The sequence below is a fragment of the Pseudonocardia oceanicola genome, assembly GCF_047200735.1.
Classification (GTDB): Bacteria; Actinomycetota; Actinomycetes; order Mycobacteriales; family Pseudonocardiaceae; genus Pseudonocardia.
Genome location: NZ_JBJZON010000029.1, coordinates 43842 through 66631, shown reverse-complemented (window position 1 = coordinate 66631; position 22790 = coordinate 43842). Strand labels below are relative to the sequence as shown.

Below are 22790 nucleotides of genomic sequence, written 5' to 3'. Positions count from 1 at the left end.
CGGAGCGACCGTCGGCGCGAGCGGGGTGTGCGGAGCGACCACGGGCGCGGTTCCGACCGGACATTCCCCGGCCCGGTTCCGGACGCCGGGAGGCGATTTCCCTGCGAGGCAGCCGGTGTGGTGGAATCCCGGCGTGATGCCCGCGTGGATCCTCGGCCCGATCTGGGAGAGCCGTCGCGGGCACCTGTTCGACCAGTGCTGTCGACGCCCGAGCTGACCCGTTCCCCGCTCGCGTCGTCCCCTGGTTGGAGTACCCCGTGCTCACGCACGCCCGTGCCGCCCGTTCCGCCGCGCCCACGCCGCTGGACCTGTCCGACCTCACCGCCCTGACCCGCCGCTTCGCCGAGGAGGTCCGCCTCGGCCGGCACCCGGTGCGCGTCGACCCCGTGCACCGCTGGTCGCGCCGCCTGCACGCCGACGACGTCGTGGACGTCTGGCTGATCAGCTGGGCCCGGGAGCAGGTCGCCGAGCTGCACGACCACGCCGGCTCGCTCGGCGCACTCACCGTGGTCTCCGGCGATCTCGTCGAGCAGCGCTGGGCCCCCGGAGCCGGGCTGCGCGCCCGTACCCTGCGGGCGGGGCGCGGAGCGGCGTTCCCGCTCGGCCACGTGCACGACGTCGCCAACCACCTCGAGGCGCCCGCGGTCAGCGTGCACGCCTACTCGCCGCCGCTGACCGCGATGAGCTACTACGAGGTGGTGTCCGGCCCGGACGGGGAGTTCCTGCGCCGCACCCGGACCGAGCTGACCGACGAACCGGAGAGGGTGGCATGACCCGCTCGATCGCCGACGTACTGGCGCAGGCCCGGGCCCGGCTGGACCGGGTCGGACCGCAGGAGGCCGCCGCGCTGCTCCGGCAGGGTGCGCGACTGGTCGACACCCGTCCGCAGTGGCAGCGCGACGAGGAGGGCAGCTTCGCCGAGGCCCTGGTCATCGAGCGCAACCACCTGGAGTGGCGGCTCGATCCGGCCTCCGACGCCCGCATCCCCGAGGCCGCGGACCACGACGTCACCTGGATCGTCGCGTGCTCCGAGGGCTACAGCTCCAGCCTCGCTGCGGCATCCCTGCAGGACCTGGGCCTGCACAACGCCACGGACCTCGACGGCGGGTTCCGGGCGTGGAAGGCGGCCGGCCTCCCCACCCGGTGACCGCGAGGCCGACCTCAGGTCCGTGACCACGGCCTGCTCGCCTCCGCCGCGGCGCGCCCGCGGACCACCGTGTTCGGTGTGCGCCTACCCGTCCGTGCTCGAGAAGGCGGCTGCCCTGTGCGAGTCGCTGACCCGAAACCACGGGCTGGTCGACGGGAACACGCGACTGGCGTGGCTCGCGACCTGGGTCTTCTGCGATCTGAACGACATCCGGCTCGTCGGCACGCAGGACGAGGTCGTCGACCTCATCGTGGACATCGCCGAGGGCTCCCTGCCCGAGCTGTGGCAGATCGTCGACCGGCTGGCCGGATTCCTCCCGACGGCGCCGGCTCCGCGGCCCGGCGAGTAGCCCTCGCGCGCCTCCGACCGTCACTCACAGGGTCAGGAGAACGCGCCGACACCGGTGATCTCCTTGCCGACGATCAGCGTCTGCATGGTCTCGGTGCCCTCGAAGGTGTGCACGGCCTCGATGTCCGCCCAGTGCCGTGCGACGTGGTGCTCGAGCAGGATCCCGTTGCCCCCCAGCAGGTCCCGGGCGGTGCCGAGGATCCGGCGGGCGGTGCGGGTGTTGTTCATCTTGGCCAGGCCGGCGACGGTCGGGGAGAGGCGCCCGGCCTCGGCGAGCCGGCCGATCTGCATGCAGTACAGCTGCATCCCGGTCAGGTCCGCGAGCATCCCGACGAGCTTCTCCTGCACGATCTGGAACGCGGCCAGCGGCTTGCCGAACTGGGTGCGCTCCTTGGCGTACCGGAGGGCCGCGTCGTAGCCCGCGGTCGCATGGCCGAGTGCCATCCACGCGCAGAGCCCTCGGGTGCTGGCCAGCACCTCGGCGCAGTCGGCGAAGGTCCGAGCCGCGGTCAGCCGGTTCTCCTCGGGCACGCGCACGCCGGTGAGCGTGAGGTCGGCCTGCCAGATGGCGCGCACCGACACCTTGCCGCCGATCACCGTGGCCTCGTAGCCCTCGGCCGGGGTCTCCACGACGAAGCCCTTGACCTCGCCGTCGGCCACGTCCCGGGCCCAGACGACGACGAGGTCGGCGACGGTGCCGTTGCCGATCCAGCGCTTGCGGCCGTCGAGCACCCAGTGGTCGCCGTCGCGGCGGGCCGTGGTCTCCAGCGCGACGGAGTCCGAGCCGTGGTCCGGTTCGGTGAGCGCGAACGCGCCCAGCCGCTCCATCGTCGACATCGACGGGAGCCAGCGTCGCTTCTGCTCCTCGCTGCCGCACATCGCGATCGACTGCATCGCCAGCCCGGCGTGCACACCGAGGAACGTGCCCAGCGAGCCGTCGCCGCGGTGCAGCTCCATGTGCACCAGCCCGCAGGCGAGCGGGCTCATGCCGGCCGCGCCGTAGCCGCTGATCGTCTCGCCGACGACGCCCAGCTCGGGCAGCCGGCGGAACAGGTGCCACGGCAGCTCCCCGCGCTCCCAGTACTCGCCGATCCCGGGCAGCACCTCGGCATCGACGAACTTGCGGACGGCGGCGAACCGCTCCCACTGCTCGTCGGTGAACTGCTCGCGGACCGAGAAGAAGTCCGTCCCCAGCGCCTCGCCGAGGTGGGCGTACTGCGGCTCCATGGGGTCACCTTGCCCTGTGCGAGGCCCGGCGGCACGTCGGAACCGGCGACCGTGATCACCCGTCGTGGGGCGGGCGCGGCCGATCTCCGACCGTTCCGGCCCACGGCTGCCGATCAGGGAGCGGACCGGCCGCCGGGCTGCGAGCTACAGCTCGTCGAGCGCCTTCTGGATCCGCTTGATCGACACCGGGTACCGCGTCTTCATCGGGTGCGCGTAGAGGCTCACCCGCAGCTCCTCGATCATCCAGCGCACCTCGACCAGGCCCGCCGGGGGATCGACGCCCTCGGGCAGCGCGGCCCTCTCGTCGGCGTACTCGTCGGCGACGACCCGGACCTGTGCGGTCCACTCCGCGTCCCGGGCCGGGTCGGTGCGGAGCCTGTCGATCCGGGTGTCGATCGCCTGCAGGTACCGCGCGACGTCGGCGAGCCGGTTCGCGCCCACCGCGGTGGCGAAGCCCGGCCCGACCAGGGCGGCGAGCTGCGTGCGGATGTCCGCCACGCCCTCGCGGGCTGCGGGGGAGCGCAGTTCGGCGAGCGCCGCCTGCACGGGGTGCCAGCGGTCCAGCACGGCGCGGACGGCCTGCAGGACCTGCATCGTGGTGCCGGCGAGGTGCTGGGCGAACACGCCCCTGAGCTTCTCGAAGCCGGCCTGGTCCCAGCACGGGCCACCGGCGCGGGCGATCAGGTGGTCGGCCGCGCAGGTCACGCAGTCCTCCAGCAGCGCGTCGACGCTGCCGTGCGGGTTGCGGGAGAGGGTCAGCTTCGTCCGGTTGTCCAGGCCGCGCTGCACCTGCTTCGCGGGCGAGGGCGTCGCGAGCAGCAGCAACCGCCGGACACCGCGGCGGTGCGCGGAGTCCCGCTCGGCCGCGGTGGCGAACACCCGGACGTCGACGGAGGCGGAGCTCGCGGAGCCGACCATGGGGGCGGAGGCGGAGCTCGCGGAGCCGACCATGGGGGCGGAGGCGGAGCTCGCGGAGCCGACCGTTGCCGCGGAGGCACCGCGGTCGACCAGGCCCGGGAACCCGGTCACGACGTGGGAGCCGCGGCGGATGGGCAGCTCCCGGGGGAGCTCGCCCAGGTCCCACGTGGTCAGCCCGGTCCGCTCGACGTCCCTGCCCGCGGCGGCGATCTCCTGCCGGACCTGCGGGGCGAGCTGCTCGCGCAGGGCCTCGAGGTCCGTGCCGCGGGCAAGCTCGCGCCCCCGCTCGTCGAGCACCCGGAAGGTGACGACGAGGTGCTCGGGCAGCCGGTTCAGCTCCCAGTCCGCCCGGTCGATACGGAGGTTGCGCATCCGGCCCAGCTCGCGCTCGAGCGCGTCGAGCAGCGGCTCGGCCGACTCCGAACCCGCGGCGCGCACCCGGGCGAGCACGGCCCTGGCGTGGTCGGGGGCGGGGGAGAAGTTGCGACGCAACGTCTTCGGCAGCGTCTTGATCAGCGCGGTGACGAGCTCCTCGCGCAGGCCGGGGACCTGCCAGGTGAACGGCGTCGGGTCGACCTGGTGCAGCGCGGCCACCGGGACATCGACGGTGACGCCGTCCGTGTGGTGTCCGGGCTCGAAGGCGTACGACAACGGCAGGGTGAGCCCGCCGGCCGCCACGTGGTCCGGGTACGCCGAGCGGTCGACGCCGCGCGCCGCCTCGGTCTCCAGCATCTCGACGGTGAAGTCCAGCAGCTCCGGGTTCCGCCGCGACCTCTTCTTCCACCAGGAGTCGAAGTGCCGCCCCGAGACCACGGACGCCGGTACCCGCCGGTCGTAGAAGTCGAGGAGGGTGTCCTCGTCGACCACGAGGTCGCGGCGCCGCGCGCGGTGCTCGAGCTCCTCGGCGTCCTCCAGCAGCTCGCGGTTGGCGTGGAAGAACCGGTGCCGGGTCTCCCAGTCGCCCTCGACCAGCGCGTGCCGCAGGAACAGGTCCCGGGACACCTCCGGGTCGATGCGGCCGAAGTCCACGGTCCGGTCGGCGATCACGGGGATGCCGTGCAGGGTCACGCGCTCGGTCGCCACGGCGCTCGCGCGCGTGCGGGACCAGTGCGGTTCCGAATAGCTCCGTTTGACGAGATGTCCGGCGAGCGGCTCGATCCACTCCGGCTTGATCCGCGCGACGGTCCGCGCCCAGAGCCGGGAGGTCTCGACGAGCTCGGCGGCCATCACCCAGCGCGGCGGCTTCTTCGCCAGCCCCGAGCCGGGCCAGATCGCGAACCGCGCGTTGCGCGCGCCGAGGTACTCGCGGGCGCCGCGGCGAACCGTGTCGTCGCCCCGCCCGCCCCGCTGCCTCTTGTCCGTCTCCTCCAGCAGCCCCACCTGGGACAGCAGCCCGGAGAGCAACGCCTGGTGGATCCGGTCGGGGTCGGCGGGCGTGTCGTTGGCGGTCATGCCCGCCGAGCGCGCGGCCTGGCGGAGCTGGCCGTGCAGGTCCCACCACTCGCGGACCCGCAGGTAGTGCAGGAACTCCTCGCGCAGGGTCCGGCGGAACCGGTTGCCGGACAGCGCCTCCCGCTGCTCGGCGAGGTACTCCCAGAGCTTCACGAAGGCCAGGAAGTCCGAGCCCTCGACGCGGAAGCGGTTGTGCTGCTCGTCGGCGGCCTGGCGCTGCTCGGTCGGCCGCTCGCGCGGGTCCTGCACCGACAACGCCGCGGCGATCACCAGGACCTCGGTGAGGCAGCCGGTCCGGTTGGCCTCCACGAGCATCCGGCCCAGGCGGGGGTCGACGGGCAGCCGGGCGAGGGCCTGGCCCACCGCTGTCAGGGCCCCGTGGTCGACCGCGCCGAGCTCGTGCAGCAGGGCGAGGCCGTCGGCGACGTCCCGGCGGTCCGGGGGCTCCACGAAGGGGAACGCGGAGATCTCGCCCAGGTCCAGGGCGATCATCTGCAGCACGACCGACGCGAGGTTGGTGCGCAGGATCTCCGGGTCGGTGAATTCGGGACGGGCGTCGAAGTCGTCCTCGGCGTAGAGCCGGATGCAGATGCCGTCCGAGGTGCGGCCGCAGCGGCCGGCACGCTGGTTGGCGCTGGCCTGCGACACCTTCTCGATCGGCAGTCGCTGGACCTTGAGGCGGCGGGAGTACCGCGAGATGCGGGCCGTGCCCGTGTCGATCACGTACGTGATGCCCGGGACCGTCAGCGACGTCTCGGCGACGTTGGTGGACAGCACGATCCGGTTGCCGGGGTGCGGGGCGAAGACGCGCTGTTGCTCGGCGGTGGTCAGCCGGGCGTAGAGCGGCAGGATCTCCGTGTTGCGGAGGTTCCTGCGCTCCAGGGCGTCCGCGGTGTCGCGGATCTCCCGCTCGCCGGGCAGGAAGACGAGGATGTCGCCGGGGCCCTCGCGCTGCAGCTCCGCGACGGCGTCGCCGATCGCGTCGATCTCCTCGCGGTCCGGGTCGGCGTCGGGGTCGTCCGGGTCGACGATCGGCCGGTAGCGGACCTCGACGGGGTAGGAGCGGCCGGAGACCTCGACGATCGGGGCCGGCTCCTCGTGCCTGCCGAAGTGCCGGGCGAACCGCTCCGGGTCGATCGTCGCCGAGGTGATGATCACCTTGAGGTCGGGACGCCGGGGCAGCAGCCGGGTGAGGTAGCCCAGGATGAAGTCGATGTTGAGGCTGCGCTCGTGCGCCTCGTCGATGATCAGCGTGTCGTACTGCAGCAGGTCCCGGTCGCCGGTGAGCTCGGCGAGCAGGATGCCGTCCGTCATCAGCTTGACCATGGTGCGGTCGCCGACCTGGTCGGTGAACCGCACCTTCCAGCCCACGACGTCGCCCAGCTCCGTGCCGAGCTCCTCGGCGATGCGGGTGGCGACGGTGCGCGCGGCGAGCCGGCGCGGCTGGGTGTGGCCGATCATCCCCGTGACGCCGCGGCCCAGCTCGAGACAGATCTTCGGCAGCTGGGTCGTCTTCCCGGAGCCCGTCTCCCCGGCGACGATCACGACCTGGTGGTCGCGGATCGCGGCGGCGATGTCCTCGCGCCGTGCGCTGACGGGCAGGGCCGGCGGGTAGGCGATCCGGGGCACCGCGGTGCGCCGGCGTTCGAGGCGGTGCTCGGCCGCGGCGACCGCGTCGGCCACGGCCTGCTGGGCGGTGCCGTCGCCGGAGCGGCGGGCGCCGCGGAGACGGCGGGTCAGGCGGGCCGTGTCGTGCGGGCCCAGCTCGCCGATGCGGCGTTCGACGTCGGCGAGGACCTCCGCGGGAAGCGACGGTGTGGGGGCCTCGGCGGACTCGGTGCGCTGCGGCCGGGGGCCGCGACGACGCCCGGTCCCGCTGCCCTGGTCGGGAGCACCGGGCTCGGCCGCGCGGCCGTCGGTCCGGCCGTCGCGAACCCGGCCCTCGGCGGTAGCGCCCTCGGCGGGACTGCCGTCGGGGGAGGCGCTGGCGGGGCCGGGCGCGTTCCCCCGCCTCTCGGCGGGTGCGCTCCGGCCCCGGGACCCGCGCCGGCGGGGTGTACGGCGGCGGGTCCGGTCGCCGCTCTCCGCGGTCGCAGCGCTGCCGTTCTGGGGCGCTGCCGCGGCCTGCGGGGCGGCGGGTCCGGTCGCGGTGGTGGGTGTCGGACCGGACGGGAGGGGAACGTCGGTGCGTGCGGAGGGATCGCCCGCGCGCGCAGCCGTGTTCCCGGTGGCTCGGATGGAGGTCATCGTTGTGCAAGTCTGCCTGTCGGGGGCGAGGACCGCGCCCGGCGGGCACGTGGTCCAACGGGCCGGCCGGAGGATCTGTTCCGGCGGGCGGTGTGGATCACACCCGCGTCCGGTCCAGTGTGGCGGACGCGGCGGGCTCGGCGCGACGGGATTTGCGCGTGCCCCGTCAGACCGAGCGCAGGGCCGGGGTGATCTCCTCGGCCACCGGTTCGTCCGCGGCGGGGTGCTCGACGAGCGCGATCACGCGGCCGGACAGGAAGCGCGCGGTGCGCACGGCGGTGCCGCCGCGCGTGACCTCGCTGACCTCGACGGTCCCGCGGGTCTGCGCGATGTCGACCCGGCGCCCGGCGCGGGTCGCCTCGACCTCGTAGGTCTTGGTGGTACCGCTGCCGGCGTCGACCACGATCTCGACGCGGTCGCCCTTCATGGCGTGCTCCTCGAGCGAAGTAGGGGTGGAAGGGCCCGGACCAGGCGGCCGGTCGCCTCTCGGCGCACGGCCGCTCGCAGCGGCGCAGGATTGGGACCCGGGGACACGGTGTCCGCCCGATCCGGACGCTTCCTTCAACCCACGTCACCGGGGAGACATTCCCCGACGATGGGGTCCGAGCCGGACGCAGGTCGCCTCGCGGCGAGTGGCACACCGCGGCTCCAGCCGTACGGTATTCCGCGGCGGCGGTTATCTGTTGCGGCCCGGGGACACTGCTCGCCCGGCTCGGACACCCTGTGCAACGGGCAGGGCCCACGGATGATTCCCGGATCCCCGGGGTGTCCTGGATCACGCTCGGGCGTCGCTCCCGCGAGTCGCGGGTTCTGACAGCGCGAGGCGCGGGTTCCGCGGGCCTACAGGGCCTCGACGATCCCGTCGTTGTACGGCGTCCAGGCCTCGACCGCCCACTCGCCGAACTTCCGGTCGGTGAGGACGACACAGGCCGCGCCGGCGTCCGGATCGACCCACAGGAAGGTGCCGGACTGGCCGAAGTGCCCGAAGGTGCGGGGGGAGTTGCGGGTGCCGGTCCAGTGCGGGCTCTTGCCGTCCCGGATCTCGAAGCCGAGCCCCCAGTCGTTGGGACGTTGCGAGCCGTAGCCGGGCAGCACGCCGTTGAGGCCCGGGAACGCCACCTCGGTGGCCTCGGCGAAGGTCGCCGGGTCGACGAGGGTCGGCGTCAGCAGCTCGGCCGCGAAACGCGTCATGTCGGTGGCGGTGGAGTACGCCCCGGAGCCGGCGGGCCCACGCAGCTCGGTGGCGTCGAGCCCGAGCGGCTGGAGCACCGCCTGGCGCAGGTACTCCGGGAACGCGATGCCGCTGGCCTTGCCGATCGCCTCGCCGAGCACGGTGAAACCGGCGTTGGAGTAGATCCGGCGGGTCCCCGGCCTGGCCTGGACGTCGTCGGAGTCGAAGGCGAGGCCCGAGGTGTGTGCGGCGAGGTGCCGGATCGTGGCGCCCTCGGGCCCGGCCGGCTCGTCCCACTCGATCGCGCCCTCCTCGACCGCGATGAGCACGGCGTAGGCGGAGAGCAACTTGGTCACCGAGGCGAGGCGGAACTCCCGGTCGAGGTCGCCCGCGGTCGCGCGGACCGCGCCGTCCGCCCCCACCACCGCGGCGGCGACGTGATCGACGGGCCAGTCCAGGACGGCGCGCGTGGCGCGGGCGAGATCCACGGGTCGAGGGTAGTTGCCCTCAGCCGAAGTAGTGCGGCACGTCGACCGCCCCGCCCTGCGCCTCGAACTCGGCGTGGACGGCCTCGCGGAGGGCCGGATCGGCGAGGTAGTCCAGGGCGGTGAGGGCGAGGCCGAGCGCACCGTCGCGCACGCCGGCGTCGCCCCCCGGGCCTCCCGCGGCCTCGGCGAACTCCACGGTGTGGAGCGCGGCCGTGGGACCGGAGATCGCCAGCATCGGGTGGATGGCGGGCATGCGGTGACTGAGGTTGCCCAGGTCGGTCGAGCCGGTGAGGAACTCCGGCACGACGCCCGGGGCGAGCGAGGTCCGGCCGCACTCGCGCTGGTTCACCGCCCACCGGCCGGCCAGCGTGCGGTTGTGCCGGATCGGCAGGTAGGCGGGCTTGTCGTCCCAGGTCAGCTCGACGCCGCAGCCGTGCATCAACGCCGCGCCCTCGGCGACGGCGGTCACCCGCCCGGCCAGGTCGCGCAGGGTGCCCGGCTCCGAGGAACGTACGTAGAACATCAGTGCCGCCCGGTCCGGGACGACGTTGGGGCGCGCCCCGCCGTCCGTGAACACCCCGTGCAGCCGGTCGCCCGGCGGCAGGTGCTGGCGCAGCGCCGCGATGCCGGTGTAGGCGGCGACCGCGGCGTCGAGCGCGTTGCGACCCATGAACGGTTGGGCGGCGGCGTGGGCCGCCACCCCGTGGAACACCATCTCGACCTGACGACGGCCGAGGAAGGGGTGCATGGCGACGTCGTGCGAGAAGGGGTGCAGCATCACGACGGCGTCCACGTCGTCGAACAGCCCGGCGCGGGCCATCGTCTCCTTGCCGCCCCCGCCCTCCTCGGCCGGCGTGCCGAAGAGGGTGACCCGGCCCGGTGCCCGCCCGGCGAGCGCGAGGTAGGCACCGACCGCCGTCGTGCAGATGACGTTGTGCCCGCAGCCGTGCCCGAGGCCCGGCAGGGCGTCGTACTCGGCAAGGATGCCGACGTGCGGGCCCTCGCTCCCCGCACCCACCCGCAGCGCCGTCTCCAGCCCGCCGACACCCACCTCGGCCTCGTGCCCGTGCCGCGTCAGCAGGTCCGCGACGGCCGCGACGGAACGGTGCTCGTCGAAGGCCGTCTCGGGGTGGGCGTGCAGGTCGCGGCTGAGTGCCACCAGCTCGTCGGCCACTGCGGCGGCGGCCTCGGCGACGCGTTCGCGCAGTTCGGCAGGGGCACCCGCGTGCGCGGAGTCCAGGGGTGCGGCGTCGGCAACCGCCCGTTCGGTCGCGGCCACCAGGGCGCGGAGGTACCCGTCGTCGGGCCGGACGGGTTCGCTGCGCACCTGCCGCACCCTAGGCCAGGATGACCACGTGGCGGAGGTGCGCACCGGGACGTCGGGCTGGCGGTACCCGCCCTGGCGCGGCGTGTTCTACCCGAAGGGCCTCGCGCAGCGCCGCGAGCTGGAGTACCTGTCCCGTGCGGTGTCGTCGATCGAGATCAACGGCTCCTTCTACTCGCTGCAGCGGCCGGAGAGCTGGGTGAGCTGGCGCGCGGGGACGCCGCCGGACTTCCTGTTCGCGGTCAAGGGCCCGCGCTTCGTCACCCATCTCAAACAGCTGCGGGAGGTGCGCACCCCGGTCGCCAACTTCTTCGCGTCCGGCGTGCTCGCCCTCGGCCGCAAGCTGGGACCGGTGCTGTGGCAGCTGCCCCCGCGCATGCGGTTCGACCCCGACCGGATGCGGGCCTTCCTGGAGCTGCTGCCCCACACCACCGCCGCCGCGGCCGACCTCGCGAAGGAGCACGACGAGCGCCTGGAGGGCCGCAGCCTGCTGGCGATCGACGCCGACCGCCCGCTGCGGTACGCGATCGAGGTGCGGCACGAGAGCTTCCGGGACCCGGCGTTCTTCGCGCTGCTGCGCGAGCACGGCGTCTCGTCGGTCGTCGCGGACACCGCGGGGAAGTGGCCCTTCCTCACCGAGGTCACCGCCGACCACGTCTACGTCCGGCTGCACGGCGACCAGGAGCTCTATGTCAGCGGCTACACCCCGGCGGCGCTCGACGCGTGGGCCGAGCGGATCCGGGGCTGGCTCGCCGCGGACCTCGACGTGCTCGTGTTCTTCGACAACGACGTCAAGGTCCACGCCCCCTTCGACGCGATCGCCCTCGCCGAGCGGCTCCGTCGGTGACGGCGCCGGAGCGCGACGTGCCCGTCAGGCCCAGCGCTTGTCGTCGATCCCGAGGGCGCGCATCTTGCGGTACAGCGTGGACCGGGCGATGCCGAGCCGTTCGGCCGCGGCCAGCTTGTTGCCGTCCGTGTCCGTGAGCGCCCCGAGGATCGCCTCGCGTTCGGTGCGCTTGAGCTGGGGTAGCGAGCGCTCGGCCACGGCGCGGCGGTGCTCGGCCGGCAGGTGCGCCACCGTGATGTCCCCGCCCATCGCCCGCAGCCGGGCCGAGCCGAGGACGGCGGCGAGCTCGCGGACGTTGCCCCGCCACTGCAGTGCCATCAACGCCTGCAACGCCTGGGCCTGCAGCCGCGGCGCCTGCCCGTCGCCCTGCGCCAGCAGGACCGGTGCGATGTCGGCGATGTCCTCGGGGCGGTGCCGCAGCGGCGGCATCTCGACCCGGGCGGGGAAGTGGTCGAGCAGCCGCGAGCCCGACGAGCCGTCCGCGGTGGCGACCACCCGCGCGGCCCGGGGCCCGTCGAGCAGGGCGGCGACCGCCGCGGCCAGCGGCTCCGGCGTGCGGTCGAGGTGGCGCAGCACGAGGGTCCCGGGCAGGGCGAGCCGGCGCCGCACCTGATCCGGCCAGCCGGGCTCGACCAGGGCGAGCGCGGCGTCGAGCACGGTGCGGTCCGGCCCGCCGATGCGCTCGGTCGCGCGCAGTTTGCCGACGCCGGCCTCGCCGGTGACCAGGACGCCGAGCCCCGAACGGTCCGCGGCCGCCAGCTCGGCCAGCGCCCGCCGCCAGGCCGCGCTGCGCCCGGGAAGGAGGTCGCCCTCGCGCGGCCGCGACGCGGCCGGACGGCGGTGCGGCGATCCGCTCGCCGGCCGGCGCAGCTCGACGAGCACCCCCGCCGGCCCGCCCCGCACCTCGCCGACGGTCCGCGCCCTGCCGTGGAGCACGACGTCACGGCTCAGCCGGACCTCCCCGGCGAACTCGCCGCGCCGGGTCATCGAACCCGACGCCCACTCCCACAGCAGGGCATGGTCGGCCGGGTCGAGCAGCGAGGCAGCCGCGGTGTTGGTGATGATGAAGTCCTGGTTCAGCGTGACCACCGCTGCCGAGGTCCGCCGGGACACCTTGAGGAACTCCTCCAGCAGCATCCGTTCGCGCAGCGACGACTCGGCGTACATCCGCGACTCGATCTCCCGCGACGCCGACAGCAGCAGCGGGGTCATCAGCCCGTTGGTGTCGTCGTAGCGGCAGCAGACGTCGAGCACCCCGACCAGGCGGCGGTGCACGGGATGCCGCAGCGCCGTGCCGACGCAGGTGAAGCCCTGCAGGTTGTCCCGGTAGTGCTCGGCCCCGGCGATCATGACCGGACCCGGTGACTCCAGGACGCTGCCGATGCCGTTGGTGCCGATGTGCTCCTCGCCGAAGTTGAAGCCGGGGGCGCAGAGCACCCGGTCGAGGTGCCGGGACAGCGTCTGGCCCTCGGCGCGGCGGTCGAGGATACGGGCGTCGGCATCGGCGAGGATGACGGCGGTGCCGCCGGTGAGCTGGTCGGCGAGCCAGTCCAGTACCGGGGTGGCGGCCGTGGTGAGCATCCGGTTGGCGCCGAGGAGGGGCTCGTACGGGACCGAGTCGGCGTCGGCCTCGACGCCCGAGAGCCGGCAACGTCGCCAGGACGAGGCGATCTCCGGTCGGAGCCCTGCGCTCGCCCGCTCTCCGGACAGGAAGTCCTCCCGGGCCACCTGGACCGTGCGCTCGCGCTCGTCGAGCGTCATCGGCACCACCCCTCCGTCGCGGCAGTCCGTCGAGTCAAGCACGGTGACCGGTGGCCCCGTGTCCGAGAACGCAACACACCTGCCGACCGTTCGGGTGATGTCGCGAAGTCGGACACTCTCGTCCCGGACCGGCCCGCATGCTTCCCGGCCATGGCGAGCGCGGAGTCCGCGGAGCTGCGGACGATCTACCAGAGCTGGACCGACCGGATGGGCGCGGCCCCCGAGATGGACCTGCCGACCTTGCGGAACCTGTTCGAGGAGTGGCACCTGCCCACCGCGGAGCCGACGGGGGTGACCTACGAGGAGACCGTGGCCGGGGGCGTGCCCGCCCTCTGGTGCCTGCCCCTCGACGCGGCGGACGACCGGGTGCTCCTCTACCTGCACGGCGGCGGCTTCGTCGTCGGATCCACGGCGACGCACCGCAAGATCGCCGGGCACCTGGCCAAGGCCGTCGGGGCCCGCGCCCTGGTGCTGGACTACCGGCTGGCCCCCGAGCACCCCTACCCGGCCCAGCTCGAGGATGCCGTCGCGGCCTATCGGTGGCTGCTCGCGGAGGGGGTCGAGCCAGGGCACATCGCGACGGCCGGCGACTCGGCGGGTGGCAACCTCGCGATCTCCACGGTGCTCAAGCTGCGCGCGGACGGCGACCCGCTGCCCGCGGCGATCCTGCCGATGTCCCCCTGGCTGGACATGGAGCACGTCGGCAAGACCCTCGACGCCAACGCCGACACGGACGCCCTGGTCAGCAAGGAGATCCTGCACGGGATGTCGGGGATGTTCCTCGGCGAGGGCGGCGACCGGCGGGACCCGCTCGCGAACCCGCTGCACGCCGACCCGGCCGGGCTGCCGCCGTTGTACCTGTGCGCCGGCGGCCACGAGACCCTCCTGGACAACGCCGAGCAGTTCCACGAGCGGGCCCGCGAGGCCGGGGTGGACTCGACGCTCGAGGTCGTCCCGGAGATGCAGCACGTCTACCCGTTTTCCGCGGGCCGCGCGCCCGAGGCGGACGCCACGATCAGGGCGATGGCGGCCTGGCTCCGCCCGCGCCTGGGCCTCGAGGAGGGGAACTGATGGACGACGACCTGGACCTGGTGATCGTCGGGGCGGGCTTCGCCGGGCTGGCGATGCTGCACCGCGCCCGCGAGTCCGGCCTGCGCACGCGGGTGATCGAGGCCGGCAGCGGCGTCGGCGGGACGTGGTTCTGGAACCGCTACCCGGGCGCCCGGACCGACAGCGAGTGCTACTACTACCAGCTCTCCTTCAGCAAGGAGCTCGTCGAGGAGTGGACCTGGTCCGAGCGCTACCCCGGCCAGCCGGAGATGCTGCGCTACCTGGACTTCGTCGCGGACAAGTTCGACCTGCGCAGCGACATCACCTTCGCCACCCGCGTGACGGCCATGGAGTTCCGCGAGGACGGCTGGGACGTCACCACCGACTCGGGCGAGCTGCTGCGGGCGAAGTGGGTCGTCACCGGGCTCGGCTTCCTCACCCATCCGCATGTGCCGGACTTCCCGGGCCTCGACTCCTTCGCCGGCGACCTGTACCTGACCTGCCGCTGGCCCGCGGAGGGCGTCGACCTCACCGGCAAGCGGGTCGGGATCATCGGCACCGGTGCCACGGGCGTGCAGGCGATCCCGATCATCGCGGAGCAGGCCGCGGAGCTGACGGTCTTCCAGCGCACCCCGAACTACGTCGTCCCGGCGCAGAACCGGCCGCTGGAGCCGGACGAGATCGCCGATCTCAAGGCCCGGCACTACGAGATCCTCGAGAAGGCGCGCAACCACTCGTTCGCCATGCCGTTCGATCCGGGGAACGGGCCCGCGATGGCGGTCGACGAACAGGAGCGGCAGCGGATCTTCTCCGACGGCTGGTCCCGCGGCGGCTTCCGGTTCCTGTTCGAGACGTTCGACGACCTCATCCTCGATCCCGACGCCAACGAGGCCGCCGCCGAGTTCATCCGCGCGAAGATCCGGGAGACCGTGCACGACCAGGAGGTCGCCGAACTGCTCTCGCCCCGCGGATACCCGTACTCGGGCAAGCGCCCACCCGCCGGGCACGACTACTACGAGGCCTACAACCGGGAGAACGTCACGCTCGTCGACGTCTCGGCGAAGGGCGCGCCGATCCGGGAGATCACGGCGACGGGTGTGCGGACCGCGGACCGCGACCACGAGTTCGACGTCCTCGTCCTCGCCACCGGGTTCGACGCCGTCACGGGCGCGCACACGGCGATCGACGTGCGCGGTCGGGACGGGCTGACGCTCAAGGAGAAGTGGCTGGACGCGCCGAAGACCTACCTCGGGCTGACCGTCGCGGGCTTCCCGAACCTGTTCATGATCTCCGGCCCGATGAGCCCGTTCGCGAACCTGCCGGTGTGCATCGAGAAGAACGTCGAGTGGATCGGCAACGCCCTCGACCACGCCCGCGCCCAGGGCCTGCGGACCGTCGAGGCGACCGAGGAGGCGGAGGCCGACTGGGGCCGGCGGGTCCAGGAGGCCGTCGAGCCGACGCTGCTGACGCTCGGCGAAGGCGTCCACTCGTGGTTCACGGGGGCGAACATCCCGGGCAAGGCGCACGTGGTGAACGTGTGGTTCGGCGGCGCGAACAACTACTTCGCCGCCTGCGACGAGGTGGCCGAGCGGGGCTACGAGGGACTGCGCCTCAGCCGCTGACCCGTGAGCGCCGGGCGCCGGCGCGCTCGGCGCTCACGGCCGGCCTCCGTGCATGGGACAGGAGCATCCGGCGGCCCAGCAGGACCCCGACGCCGGCGACCACCATCGCCGCCGCGGCCGCGAGCCACGCCGTGGTGAAGGAGGTGTGCGCGGCCAGGAAGCCGAAGCCGACCGGCCCGAGGAACCCGCCCGCGTACACACCGACCTGCACGATCGCCGTCGCCGCCGCGGGGGCCGAGGGATTCAGGCGCACCACGGCGAACTGCAGCAGGCCCGGCCACGACCAGCCGAGACCGAAGCCGAGGACCGTGCCGACGACCAGCGCGACCGGCCCTGGCACCGCGAGCAGCACGAGCCCGATCGCGCCGAGCAGCAGGCAGCCGGCGACCACGGCGACGTGCCCGCCGGTTCGCCGGTCGGCGAGCCAGCCGTGCAGCATCCGCATGAGCAGTCCGACGACGCTGCCGAGGGTCAGGACCAGACCGGCCGGGCCGGGGTCCACACCGCGGTCCACGGCCGAGGCCACGAGGAAGATGCCCAGCCCGGTCGCCGAGGCCGCACCCAGGCCGGCGGCTGCGCCGATGACCGACAGCGCGGCCGTGGCCCGGTCCTCGGGGACCGCCCGGTCCCGGGGGCCGGGGCCGGAGCCGAGCGGGGCGGCGGCGAGCGAGGTCAGCGCCAGCGCCGCGCCGATGACGTAGGCCCACCGCCAGCCGATCGTGAGCGCCACCATCGGGACCGCGACGCCGGCCAGCAGCGTGGCGAGCGGCACCGAGGCCTGCTTGACCCCGAAGGACAGGCCCATCCGCGCCGCCGGCATCGACCGGGCCAGGGTGAGGTTCGAGGAGAGCTGGCCCATGACGTTGCACCACGCGCCGCAGAGCAGGATCGCGACCAGCGAGGCGTAGTTCCGCGCGAGACCGGCGGTGAGCAGCATGAACGTGGCCGCGCCGAGCACCGCGATCCGACTCGTGCGGCCGGAGCCCAGGCGTTCGACGATCTTGCCGACCGGCAGCGACACCAGCGCCGAGACACCGAAGTACAGCGCCACGACCAGGCCGAGCCCCGCCGGGTCGAAGCCCAGCTCGGCCGAGATCTGCACCGCGAGCGCGCCGGTGAGGAAGATCGGCAGCACGGTCGAGGTGGTGATCACGACCGCGCCGGCTCCCACGCGGAAGGCAGACTGTTCGCGGCTCACGATGAGCAACGCTAACCGACCTCCGCCCGGGGTTCGGCGATACGTGACGAACTCGCCGGTCCGTCGGGTCGAGAGTGCCTACGCCCTCGCTGGGGTCAGCCGGCGCTCACGGGGTGGGGCGGGCCCGGAGCTCGAACTTCTGGATCTTGCCCGTGGAGGTCTTGGGCAGCTCGTCGACGATCTCGACGTCCCGCGGGGCCTTGTAGCGGGCGATCTTCGACTTCACGTGCTCGATCAGCTCCTCGGGCGTGGCCTCGCCGCCGGGAGCGAGCACGACGAAGGCCTTGGGCCGCTCGCCCCACTGCTCGTCCGGGACGCCGATCACCGCGGCCTCGAGGACCGCCGGGTGCGAGACGACGGCCTGCTCGACCTCGACCGTCGAGATGTTCTCGCCGCCGGAGATCACGATGTCCTTGGCGCGGTCGCGCAGCTCCACGTAGCCGTCCGGGTGCATCACGCCCAGGTCGCCGGAGTGGAACCAGCCGCCCTCGAACGCCTTCTCGGTGCCCGCCGGGTCCTCGTAGTAGCCGGTCATCACGTTGTTGCCGCGCATGACGATCTCGCCCATCGTCGCCCCGTCCCGCGGCACGTCGCGCATGTTCTTGTCGACGACGCGCACCCGGTCGGTCTGCAGCATCCCGACGCCCTGCCGGGCCTGCAGCCGCGCGCGCTCCTCGGGCTCGAGGCCATCCCAGGCACGCTGGTACTGGTTGACGGAGTAGGGCCCGTAGGTCTCGGTGAGCCCGTAGACGTGCACGATCCGGAAGCCCATCCGCTCCATCTGCAGGATCGTCGTCGGGCTCGGCGGGGCTCCCGCGGTGGTGACGACGAGCGGGTAGTCCAGCTTCGTCGCCTGCTCCGCCCGCATGATCGTGGTGACGACGGTGGGTGCCCCGTTGAGGTGGGTGACCCGGTGCTCGTCGATGAGCTGCCAGATCCGGTCTCCGCGGACCTCCCGCAGGCAGACGTGAGTGCCCCCGATGCCGGTGAGCGCCCAGGGGGTGCACCAGCCGTTGCAGTGGAACATCGGCAGCGTCCAGAGGTAGACGCTGTCCGGCGTGTGCGCGGAGTGCACGATCTCGCCGAAGGAGTTCAGATACGCGCCGCGGTGCGAGTACTGCACGCCCTTGGGCTTGCCGGTGGTGCCGGAGGTGTAGTTGATCGAGATCGTCGAGTCCTCGTCGGCGACCTCCCAGGGCAGCGGGTCGTCCGCGCCGCGGGCGAGCAGGTCGTCGTAGCGCACACCGGAGCCGATGCCGTCGCCCGGGCTCGCCGGGTCGACCACCGTGATGATCTCCTCGACGGTCTTCAGCTCCCGCGCCACCGGCTCGACCTGGGGGTACAGCGCGGCGTCGACCACGAGCACCTTCGACCCCGAGTGGTCCAGGATGTAGCGGATCTCCTCGGTCGACAGCCGTGTGTTGATCGCGACCAGGACCGCCCCGGCGAGCGGCACGGCGAAGTGCGCGACCAGCATCTCGGGCACGTTGGGCAGCAGGTACGCCACCCGGTCCCCGCGCTCGACGCCGGAGCCGCGCAGGCCGTGCGCCACCCGGGTCGCCTCCGCGGCGAACTCCGCGTAGGTCCGACGGCGGTCGTCGTGGACGATCGCGGTCTTGTCCGGGTACACCTCGGCCGAGCGGCCCAGGAAGCTCAGCGGCGTCAGCGGCGTGGTCCAGACGGGGTCCATCCGCCGATCCTCGCCGCTGGGTCCCGGGCCGGGCAACCGGTCGCGACTACTAGCTTGAGCTAGGCGCGAGACCACGAAGGGCGGCGGCCCCGCCCTTTCGTCGCATCAGGATGCGCTGACGTGTTCAGGTTCCGAGGAACGATCCGTCCGCTATCGTGTCAGTGATGAGTGACAGATCGGGAGGTGCCGTGGACGCGAACCTGGCGTTCGATGCCCTGGCCGATCCTGTCCGGCGAGAAATCCTCGGCGTGCTCGCGGCGGAGGACGAGTGCAGCGCGGGCGCGATCGCCGCGCGCATCACCAGCGTGGGGCGCACCGCCGTGTCGACGCATCTCAAGGTGCTGCGCGTCGCCGGCCTGGTCGGGGAGCGTCGCGAGGGCCGCTTCCGCTACTACTCGATCGACCCCGCGGGCTCGGCGCGAGACGTCCTCACTCTGCTCCACCAGGTCTTCCGCGCCGGCCTGCAGTCGGTGAGCGACGCCGTACCGGACGAAGAGCCGCGAAGTCGGCACGCAGTGCACGGTCCGGGCACTGCCTGACAGGCAGAATCTGCCGCTTCCGCACACTTCTGGGGGCCCGATGTCCGTCCTCACGCTGACCGCGCGGGAAGAGGTCTCCGCGCCACCGCGCGTCGTGTTCGGCCTGTTCGGCGCGGGTGCCGGCGCGGGCTGGGTGTTCGACGCCCTGTGCGACCGGGTGGCTCCCGGCGCGGCGGTGACACTGCGCGCGCCGCTCGACCCGGACTCCGCGCCCGTCGAGATCCTCGGCCGGATCGGCGCGGTCGCCGCGGGCCGGTTGATCGAGATCGTCCACGACCAACCGTGGCGGGGCCGCACAGTGTTGCGGTTCTCCGCGCACGGCACCGGGACGCAGGTCCGCCTGCAGTCCGAGCTGGACCAGCAAGGACTGGAGTGGCTGCTGCGGCGGCGCGGACACGTCCTGCGCAACGCCCCGTGTGAAAACCCGGCGCTCGGCCTGCTGACCTCGAAGTCCGGGCCGGGCAATCTCTTCGCCGCCGCCTCGGACAACATGGCCGCGCTCGCCCTGGAGGGGATCAACGCCGACGGCGGGCTGCGTGGCCGCCCCGTCGACCTCCTGATCGGCGACGACGCCACCGATCCCGCCACCGGCGCCCGCGAGGCCCGCAGGCTCGCCGCCGCCGGCTGCCGGACCATCCTGGTCGCGACGACGTCGGCCACCTTCGTCGCCGTGTCCCGGGCCATGGCGGACGCCGACGTCCTGCTCGTGCAGACGCTGATGAACGAGGGCGGCCTCGCCGGGGGCCTGCGGATCCAGCTCGGTGAGCGGCCGGCCGACCAGCTCGCCGCGGCGGCCGGCCCGATGATGCAGGCCGCGGGCGGGCGCCGCTGGTTCCTCGCGGGCAACGACTACTGCTGGCCGCGCGGCACGCACACGGCCGCCCGCGACGTGCTTCCCCGGCTCGGCGGGCGTCTCGTCGGCGAGCGGCTGACGCCGCTCGGGACCAGCGACTTCGCGGGGATCATCGAGGCCGTCGAGCGGTCCGGCGCCGACCTCCTGCTGTCCACGTTCGTCGGCGCGGACGCCGCCGCGTTCCAGCGTCAGTGCCACAACCGCGGCCTCCATCAGCGGTGCCTCACCCTCGCCCCGGCCATGGACGAGTCCACGCTCGCCCGGATCGGCCCCGAGGCCACGAGGGGCCTGCACACCGTGTCCGGCTACGTCGAGTCCCTGGACACCGAGGGCAACTCCACACTGCTCAGCCGCTATCGCGCGCGCTTCGGTCGGTGGGCACCACCGGTGTCGACCTTGAGCGAGTCCGTGTTCGAGGGTGTCCAGATGTGGTTCGCCGCGGCCGTCCGCGCGGGCACCGACGAGCCGCACGCCGTGGCCCGTGCCATGCACGACGTCCGTGTCGAGCTCCCGCGCGGCACGGTCACGCTCGACGGCAACGGTGTCGTCGGTCAGCGGATCCACGTCGCCGAGGCGGTCGGGACCGACCTCCGCGTCGTCACCTCCTCGTAACAAGTCAACATGTCGCGAATCGTTGACATGACGGACGCGCCTCCGTAGATTCGCCGGCATCTCGTCCGCTGATGGAGGCTCCATGGCTGTTCCCACACCCGATCCCGCGCGGCTGGCCGAGCTGGGCGCCGACCTGGGACTCTCCGATGCCGAGCTCGCCGAGTTCGCGCCCGCCGTCACGGCCACGTTCGCCTCCTCCGACGCCGTGGAGGCGCTCTACCTCCGCACCGCCCCGTCCGCTCCCGTGCGGGACTGGCAGGCGGGCGAGCACCCGCTGCACGCCTGGGCCGTGACCACCGAGATCCGCGGTGCCACCGACGGCCCGCTCGCCGGGCGCACGGTGGCGATCAAGGACAACGTCTCGGTCGCAGGCGTGCCGATGACGAACGGGTCGGCCACCGTCGAGGGCTTCGTCCCGACGCGGGACGCGACCGCGGTCCAGCGCCTGCTCGGTGCGGGCGCGGTGATCACCGGCAAGGCGGTCTGCGAGGACCTCTGCTTCTCCGGTGGCAGCTTCACCTCGACGCCGCACCCCGTGCTCAACCCGTGGGACCCTGCGCGCAACGCCGGCGGCTCGTCGTCGGGCAGCGCGGTGCTGGTCGCGACCGGCGAGGTCGACCTGGCGCTCGGCGGTGACCAGGGCGGCTCGGTCCGGATCCCCAGCTCCTTCTGCGGGACCGTCGGACACAAGCCGACGTTCGGCCTGGTGCCCTACACCGGCGCCTTCCCGATCGAGACCACGATCGACCACCTCGGTCCGATCACCCGCACGGTCGCCGACGCAGCCCTGATGCTCGACGTCCTGGCCGGGCCCGACGGCCAGGACCCCCGCCAGCCGACGTCGGTCGACCCGGTGGATCACTCCGCCGCCCTGGCGGAGTCCGCCGCCGGCCTGCGGGTCGGCGTCGTCACGGAGGGGTTCGGGCACCCGAACTCCGATCCGGACGTCGACGCGGCGGTGCGTGCCGCCGTCGAGGTCCTGCGCTCGGCGGGCCTCACCGCCGAGGAGGTCTCGATCCCCTGGCACCTCGACGCGATGCACGTCTGGAACGTGATCGCGACCGAGGGGGCCGCCCACCAGATGGTGGACGGAAACGCCTACGGGATGAACTGGTCCGGGCTCTACGACCCGGAGCTGATCGCCCATTACCGGCGCGGACGTGCCGAACATGGTGCCGAGCTGTCCAGGACGGTCAAGCTCGTCGCGATGTCCGGCAGGCACACGTTCGCGGTGGGAGGCGGTGCGTACTACGCGATGGCACAGAACCTCGTGCCCGAGGTGCGCGCAGCCTACGACGCGGCGCTGGCCGAGCACGACGTGCTGGTCATGCCGACGCTGCCCTACACCGCCCGCGAGATCCCACCCCCGGACGCCGACCTGGGCACCTACCTCGACACCGCGCTGTCGATGATCGCCAACACCGCCCCGTTCGACGTCACCGGCCACCCGGCCTGCAGCGTCCCCACGGACCTGGTCGGCGGGCTGCCCGCCGGGCTGATGATGGTCGGCAAGCACTTCGACGACGCGACCGTGCTGCGCGTTGCACACACCTACGAGCAAGCCCGGGGCGGGTTCCCCGCGCCCCGGGCGACGACGGGAGCCTCTGCATGAACGGCGTCTTCGATCTGGGCGGTACCGACGGGATGGGCAAGGTCCAGACCGTGGAGAACGAGCCGGTCTTCCGCGCCGAGTGGGAGAAGGCCGCGTTCGCCATGTTCTCCAACTGCTTCCGGGCGGGGTTCTTCGGCGTGGACTCCTTCCGGCACAGCATCGAGCAGATGGAGCCGGCCGACTACCTGCTGTCCAACTACTACGAGCACTGGGTACACGTGGTGGAGTCGCGCGGTTCGGCGAAGGGTGTGATCGACCTCGCCGAGCTCGAGCAGCGCACCAAGTTCTACCTGGAAAACCCCGACGCACCGCTGCCCCGGCGCGAGGACCCGGAGCTGCTCGCGTTCGTCGACGCCGTCGTGAAGAGCGGCGCACCCGCGAACCGGCCGACGGACAAGGTCCCCCGGTTCAAGGTCGGCGACCGGGTCACCATCGGTGCGGACAGTCCCCGCGGGCACACCCGCCGTGCCCGGTACATCCGCGGACGCACCGGGGAGATCACCGGCGCCCACGGTGCGGCCATCTACCCGGACAGCGCCGGCAACGACGGACCCGAGGCCCCGGAGCACCTCTACACCGTGCGCTTCACCGCCGAGGAGCTGTGGGGCCCGGAGACCGCCGAACCGAACAACACCGTCTACTTCGACGTGTGGGAGCCCTACCTCACCCTCGCGTCCTGAGAGG

18 protein-coding genes are annotated in these 22790 nt (G+C 73.2%); 10 read left to right on the top strand and 8 right to left on the bottom strand.

Annotated elements, in window-relative coordinates:
- Positions 1–257: 257 nt before the first annotated feature.
- The 3 genes from ACL02T_RS29635 to ACL02T_RS29625 all read left to right on the top strand — a co-directional run bounded on the left by ACL02T_RS29635 (position 258) and on the right by ACL02T_RS29625 (position 1496).
- Entirely contained in the window at positions 258–773 is a 516-nt protein-coding gene (locus tag ACL02T_RS29635) for a cysteine dioxygenase (protein WP_412834089.1), read from the top strand.
- Positions 770–1147, top strand: coding sequence for a rhodanese-like domain-containing protein (locus tag ACL02T_RS29630; protein ID WP_412834088.1), 378 nt, complete (start codon positions 770–772; stop codon positions 1145–1147). Before ACL02T_RS29635 ends, ACL02T_RS29630 begins: the two co-directional genes overlap by 4 nt.
- A 76-nt stretch (positions 1148–1223) precedes the next feature.
- Positions 1224–1496: a type II toxin-antitoxin system death-on-curing family toxin gene (locus ACL02T_RS29625; RefSeq protein WP_412834087.1), complete on the top strand. Its 273-nt coding sequence runs from the start codon at positions 1224–1226 to the stop codon at positions 1494–1496.
- A 32-nt stretch (positions 1497–1528) separates the two neighbouring features.
- Here ACL02T_RS29625 and ACL02T_RS29620 read toward each other — a convergent pair whose 3' ends face one another.
- From ACL02T_RS29620 to ACL02T_RS29600, 5 genes are all read right to left on the bottom strand, one after another.
- On the bottom strand, positions 1529–2722 hold the full coding sequence (locus ACL02T_RS29620; RefSeq protein ID WP_412834086.1) for an acyl-CoA dehydrogenase family protein: 1194 nt from the start codon (positions 2720–2722) through the stop codon (positions 1529–1531).
- A gap of 144 nt (positions 2723–2866) precedes the next feature.
- Complete coding sequence (gene hrpA, locus ACL02T_RS29615) at positions 2867–7339, bottom strand: ATP-dependent RNA helicase HrpA (protein ID WP_412834085.1); 4473 nt, start codon at positions 7337–7339, stop codon at positions 2867–2869.
- A 166-nt stretch (positions 7340–7505) separates the two neighbouring features.
- The gene (locus ACL02T_RS29610) at positions 7506–7766 is read right to left on the bottom strand and encodes a DUF8836 family protein (RefSeq protein ID WP_412834084.1); all 261 of its coding nucleotides are present in this window, start codon (positions 7764–7766) and stop codon (positions 7506–7508) included.
- A 413-nt stretch (positions 7767–8179) separates the two neighbouring features.
- Complete coding sequence (locus tag ACL02T_RS29605; protein ID WP_412834083.1) at positions 8180–8998, bottom strand: serine hydrolase domain-containing protein; 819 nt, start codon at positions 8996–8998, stop codon at positions 8180–8182.
- A 19-nt stretch (positions 8999–9017) separates the two neighbouring features.
- A complete protein-coding gene (locus ACL02T_RS29600) occupies positions 9018–10325 on the bottom strand; it encodes a M20 family metallopeptidase (protein ID WP_412834082.1) in 1308 nt (435 codons plus the stop codon).
- A gap of 28 nt (positions 10326–10353) precedes the next feature.
- On the opposite strand from ACL02T_RS29600, the gene ACL02T_RS29595 reads away from it, so the two are divergent.
- Entirely contained in the window at positions 10354–11169 is an 816-nt protein-coding gene (locus ACL02T_RS29595) for a DUF72 domain-containing protein (RefSeq protein ID WP_412834081.1), read from the top strand.
- A 24-nt stretch (positions 11170–11193) separates the two neighbouring features.
- On the opposite strand, the gene ACL02T_RS29590 is transcribed toward ACL02T_RS29595, so the two are convergent.
- The gene (locus tag ACL02T_RS29590) at positions 11194–12930 is read right to left on the bottom strand and encodes a sigma-54-dependent Fis family transcriptional regulator (RefSeq protein ID WP_412834080.1); all 1737 of its coding nucleotides are present in this window, start codon (positions 12928–12930) and stop codon (positions 11194–11196) included.
- Positions 12931–13080: 150 nt separating this feature from the next.
- Between ACL02T_RS29590 and ACL02T_RS29585 the strand changes: the two genes are divergently transcribed.
- Together ACL02T_RS29585 and ACL02T_RS29580 are read left to right on the top strand one after the other, a co-directional pair.
- Positions 13081–14001, top strand: a complete 921-nt coding sequence (locus tag ACL02T_RS29585; RefSeq protein WP_412834079.1) for an alpha/beta hydrolase — start codon at positions 13081–13083, stop codon at positions 13999–14001.
- A complete protein-coding gene (locus ACL02T_RS29580; protein ID WP_412834078.1) occupies positions 14001–15602 on the top strand; it encodes a flavin-containing monooxygenase in 1602 nt (533 codons plus the stop codon). The genes ACL02T_RS29585 and ACL02T_RS29580 overlap by 1 nt, the downstream gene beginning before the upstream one ends.
- Here the strand turns inward: ACL02T_RS29580 and ACL02T_RS29575 are convergent.
- Positions 15592–16800 (bottom strand): MFS transporter, encoded by a 1209-nt coding sequence (locus tag ACL02T_RS29575; protein WP_412834077.1) that lies wholly within the window; start codon positions 16798–16800, stop codon positions 15592–15594. The two genes, ACL02T_RS29580 and ACL02T_RS29575, sit on opposite strands and share 11 nt — an antisense overlap.
- A 106-nt stretch (positions 16801–16906) precedes the next feature.
- Positions 16907–18490, bottom strand: coding sequence for an acyl--CoA ligase family protein (locus ACL02T_RS29570; protein ID WP_412834076.1), 1584 nt, complete (start codon positions 18488–18490; stop codon positions 16907–16909).
- Positions 18491–18654: 164 nt separating this feature from the next.
- Here ACL02T_RS29570 and ACL02T_RS29565 point away from each other — a divergent pair, with 164 nt between their 5' ends.
- From ACL02T_RS29565 to nthB, 4 genes are all read left to right on the top strand, one after another.
- Positions 18655–19029, top strand: a complete 375-nt coding sequence (locus tag ACL02T_RS29565; protein WP_412834075.1) for an ArsR/SmtB family transcription factor — start codon at positions 18655–18657, stop codon at positions 19027–19029.
- Positions 19030–19069: 40 nt separating this feature from the next.
- Entirely contained in the window at positions 19070–20494 is a 1425-nt protein-coding gene (locus tag ACL02T_RS29560; protein ID WP_412834074.1) for a substrate-binding protein, read from the top strand.
- A gap of 82 nt (positions 20495–20576) precedes the next feature.
- Positions 20577–22106, top strand: a complete 1530-nt coding sequence (locus tag ACL02T_RS29555; protein WP_412834073.1) for an amidase — start codon at positions 20577–20579, stop codon at positions 22104–22106.
- Positions 22103–22786: a nitrile hydratase subunit beta gene (gene nthB, locus ACL02T_RS29550; protein WP_412834072.1), complete on the top strand. Its 684-nt coding sequence runs from the start codon at positions 22103–22105 to the stop codon at positions 22784–22786. The genes ACL02T_RS29555 and nthB overlap by 4 nt, the downstream gene beginning before the upstream one ends.
- The last annotated feature ends 4 nt before the right edge of the window (positions 22787–22790 follow it).

Bases quoted from the DNA above. Each gene is read 5' to 3' on its own strand.
- ACL02T_RS29630 (WP_412834088.1), top strand. From the start codon at position 770: ATGACCCGCTCGATCGCCGACGTACTGGCGCAGGCCCGGGCCCGGCTG.
- ACL02T_RS29620 (WP_412834086.1), bottom strand. From the start codon at position 2,722: ATGGAGCCGCAGTACGCCCACCTCGGCGAGGCGCTGGGGACGGACTTC.
- hrpA (WP_412834085.1), bottom strand. From the start codon at position 7,339: ATGACCTCCATCCGAGCCACCGGGAACACGGCTGCGCGCGCGGGCGAT.
- ACL02T_RS29610 (WP_412834084.1), bottom strand. From the start codon at position 7,766: ATGAAGGGCGACCGCGTCGAGATCGTGGTCGACGCCGGCAGCGGTACC.
- ACL02T_RS29590 (WP_412834080.1), bottom strand. From the start codon at position 12,930: ATGACGCTCGACGAGCGCGAGCGCACGGTCCAGGTGGCCCGGGAGGAC.
- ACL02T_RS29585 (WP_412834079.1), top strand. From the start codon at position 13,081: ATGGCGAGCGCGGAGTCCGCGGAGCTGCGGACGATCTACCAGAGCTGG.
- ACL02T_RS29580 (WP_412834078.1), top strand. From the start codon at position 14,001: ATGGACGACGACCTGGACCTGGTGATCGTCGGGGCGGGCTTCGCCGGG.
- ACL02T_RS29570 (WP_412834076.1), bottom strand. From the start codon at position 18,490: ATGGACCCCGTCTGGACCACGCCGCTGACGCCGCTGAGCTTCCTGGGC.
- ACL02T_RS29565 (WP_412834075.1), top strand. From the start codon at position 18,655: ATGAGTGACAGATCGGGAGGTGCCGTGGACGCGAACCTGGCGTTCGAT.
- ACL02T_RS29560 (WP_412834074.1), top strand. From the start codon at position 19,070: ATGTCCGTCCTCACGCTGACCGCGCGGGAAGAGGTCTCCGCGCCACCG.
- ACL02T_RS29555 (WP_412834073.1), top strand. From the start codon at position 20,577: ATGGCTGTTCCCACACCCGATCCCGCGCGGCTGGCCGAGCTGGGCGCC.
- nthB (WP_412834072.1), top strand. From the start codon at position 22,103: ATGAACGGCGTCTTCGATCTGGGCGGTACCGACGGGATGGGCAAGGTC.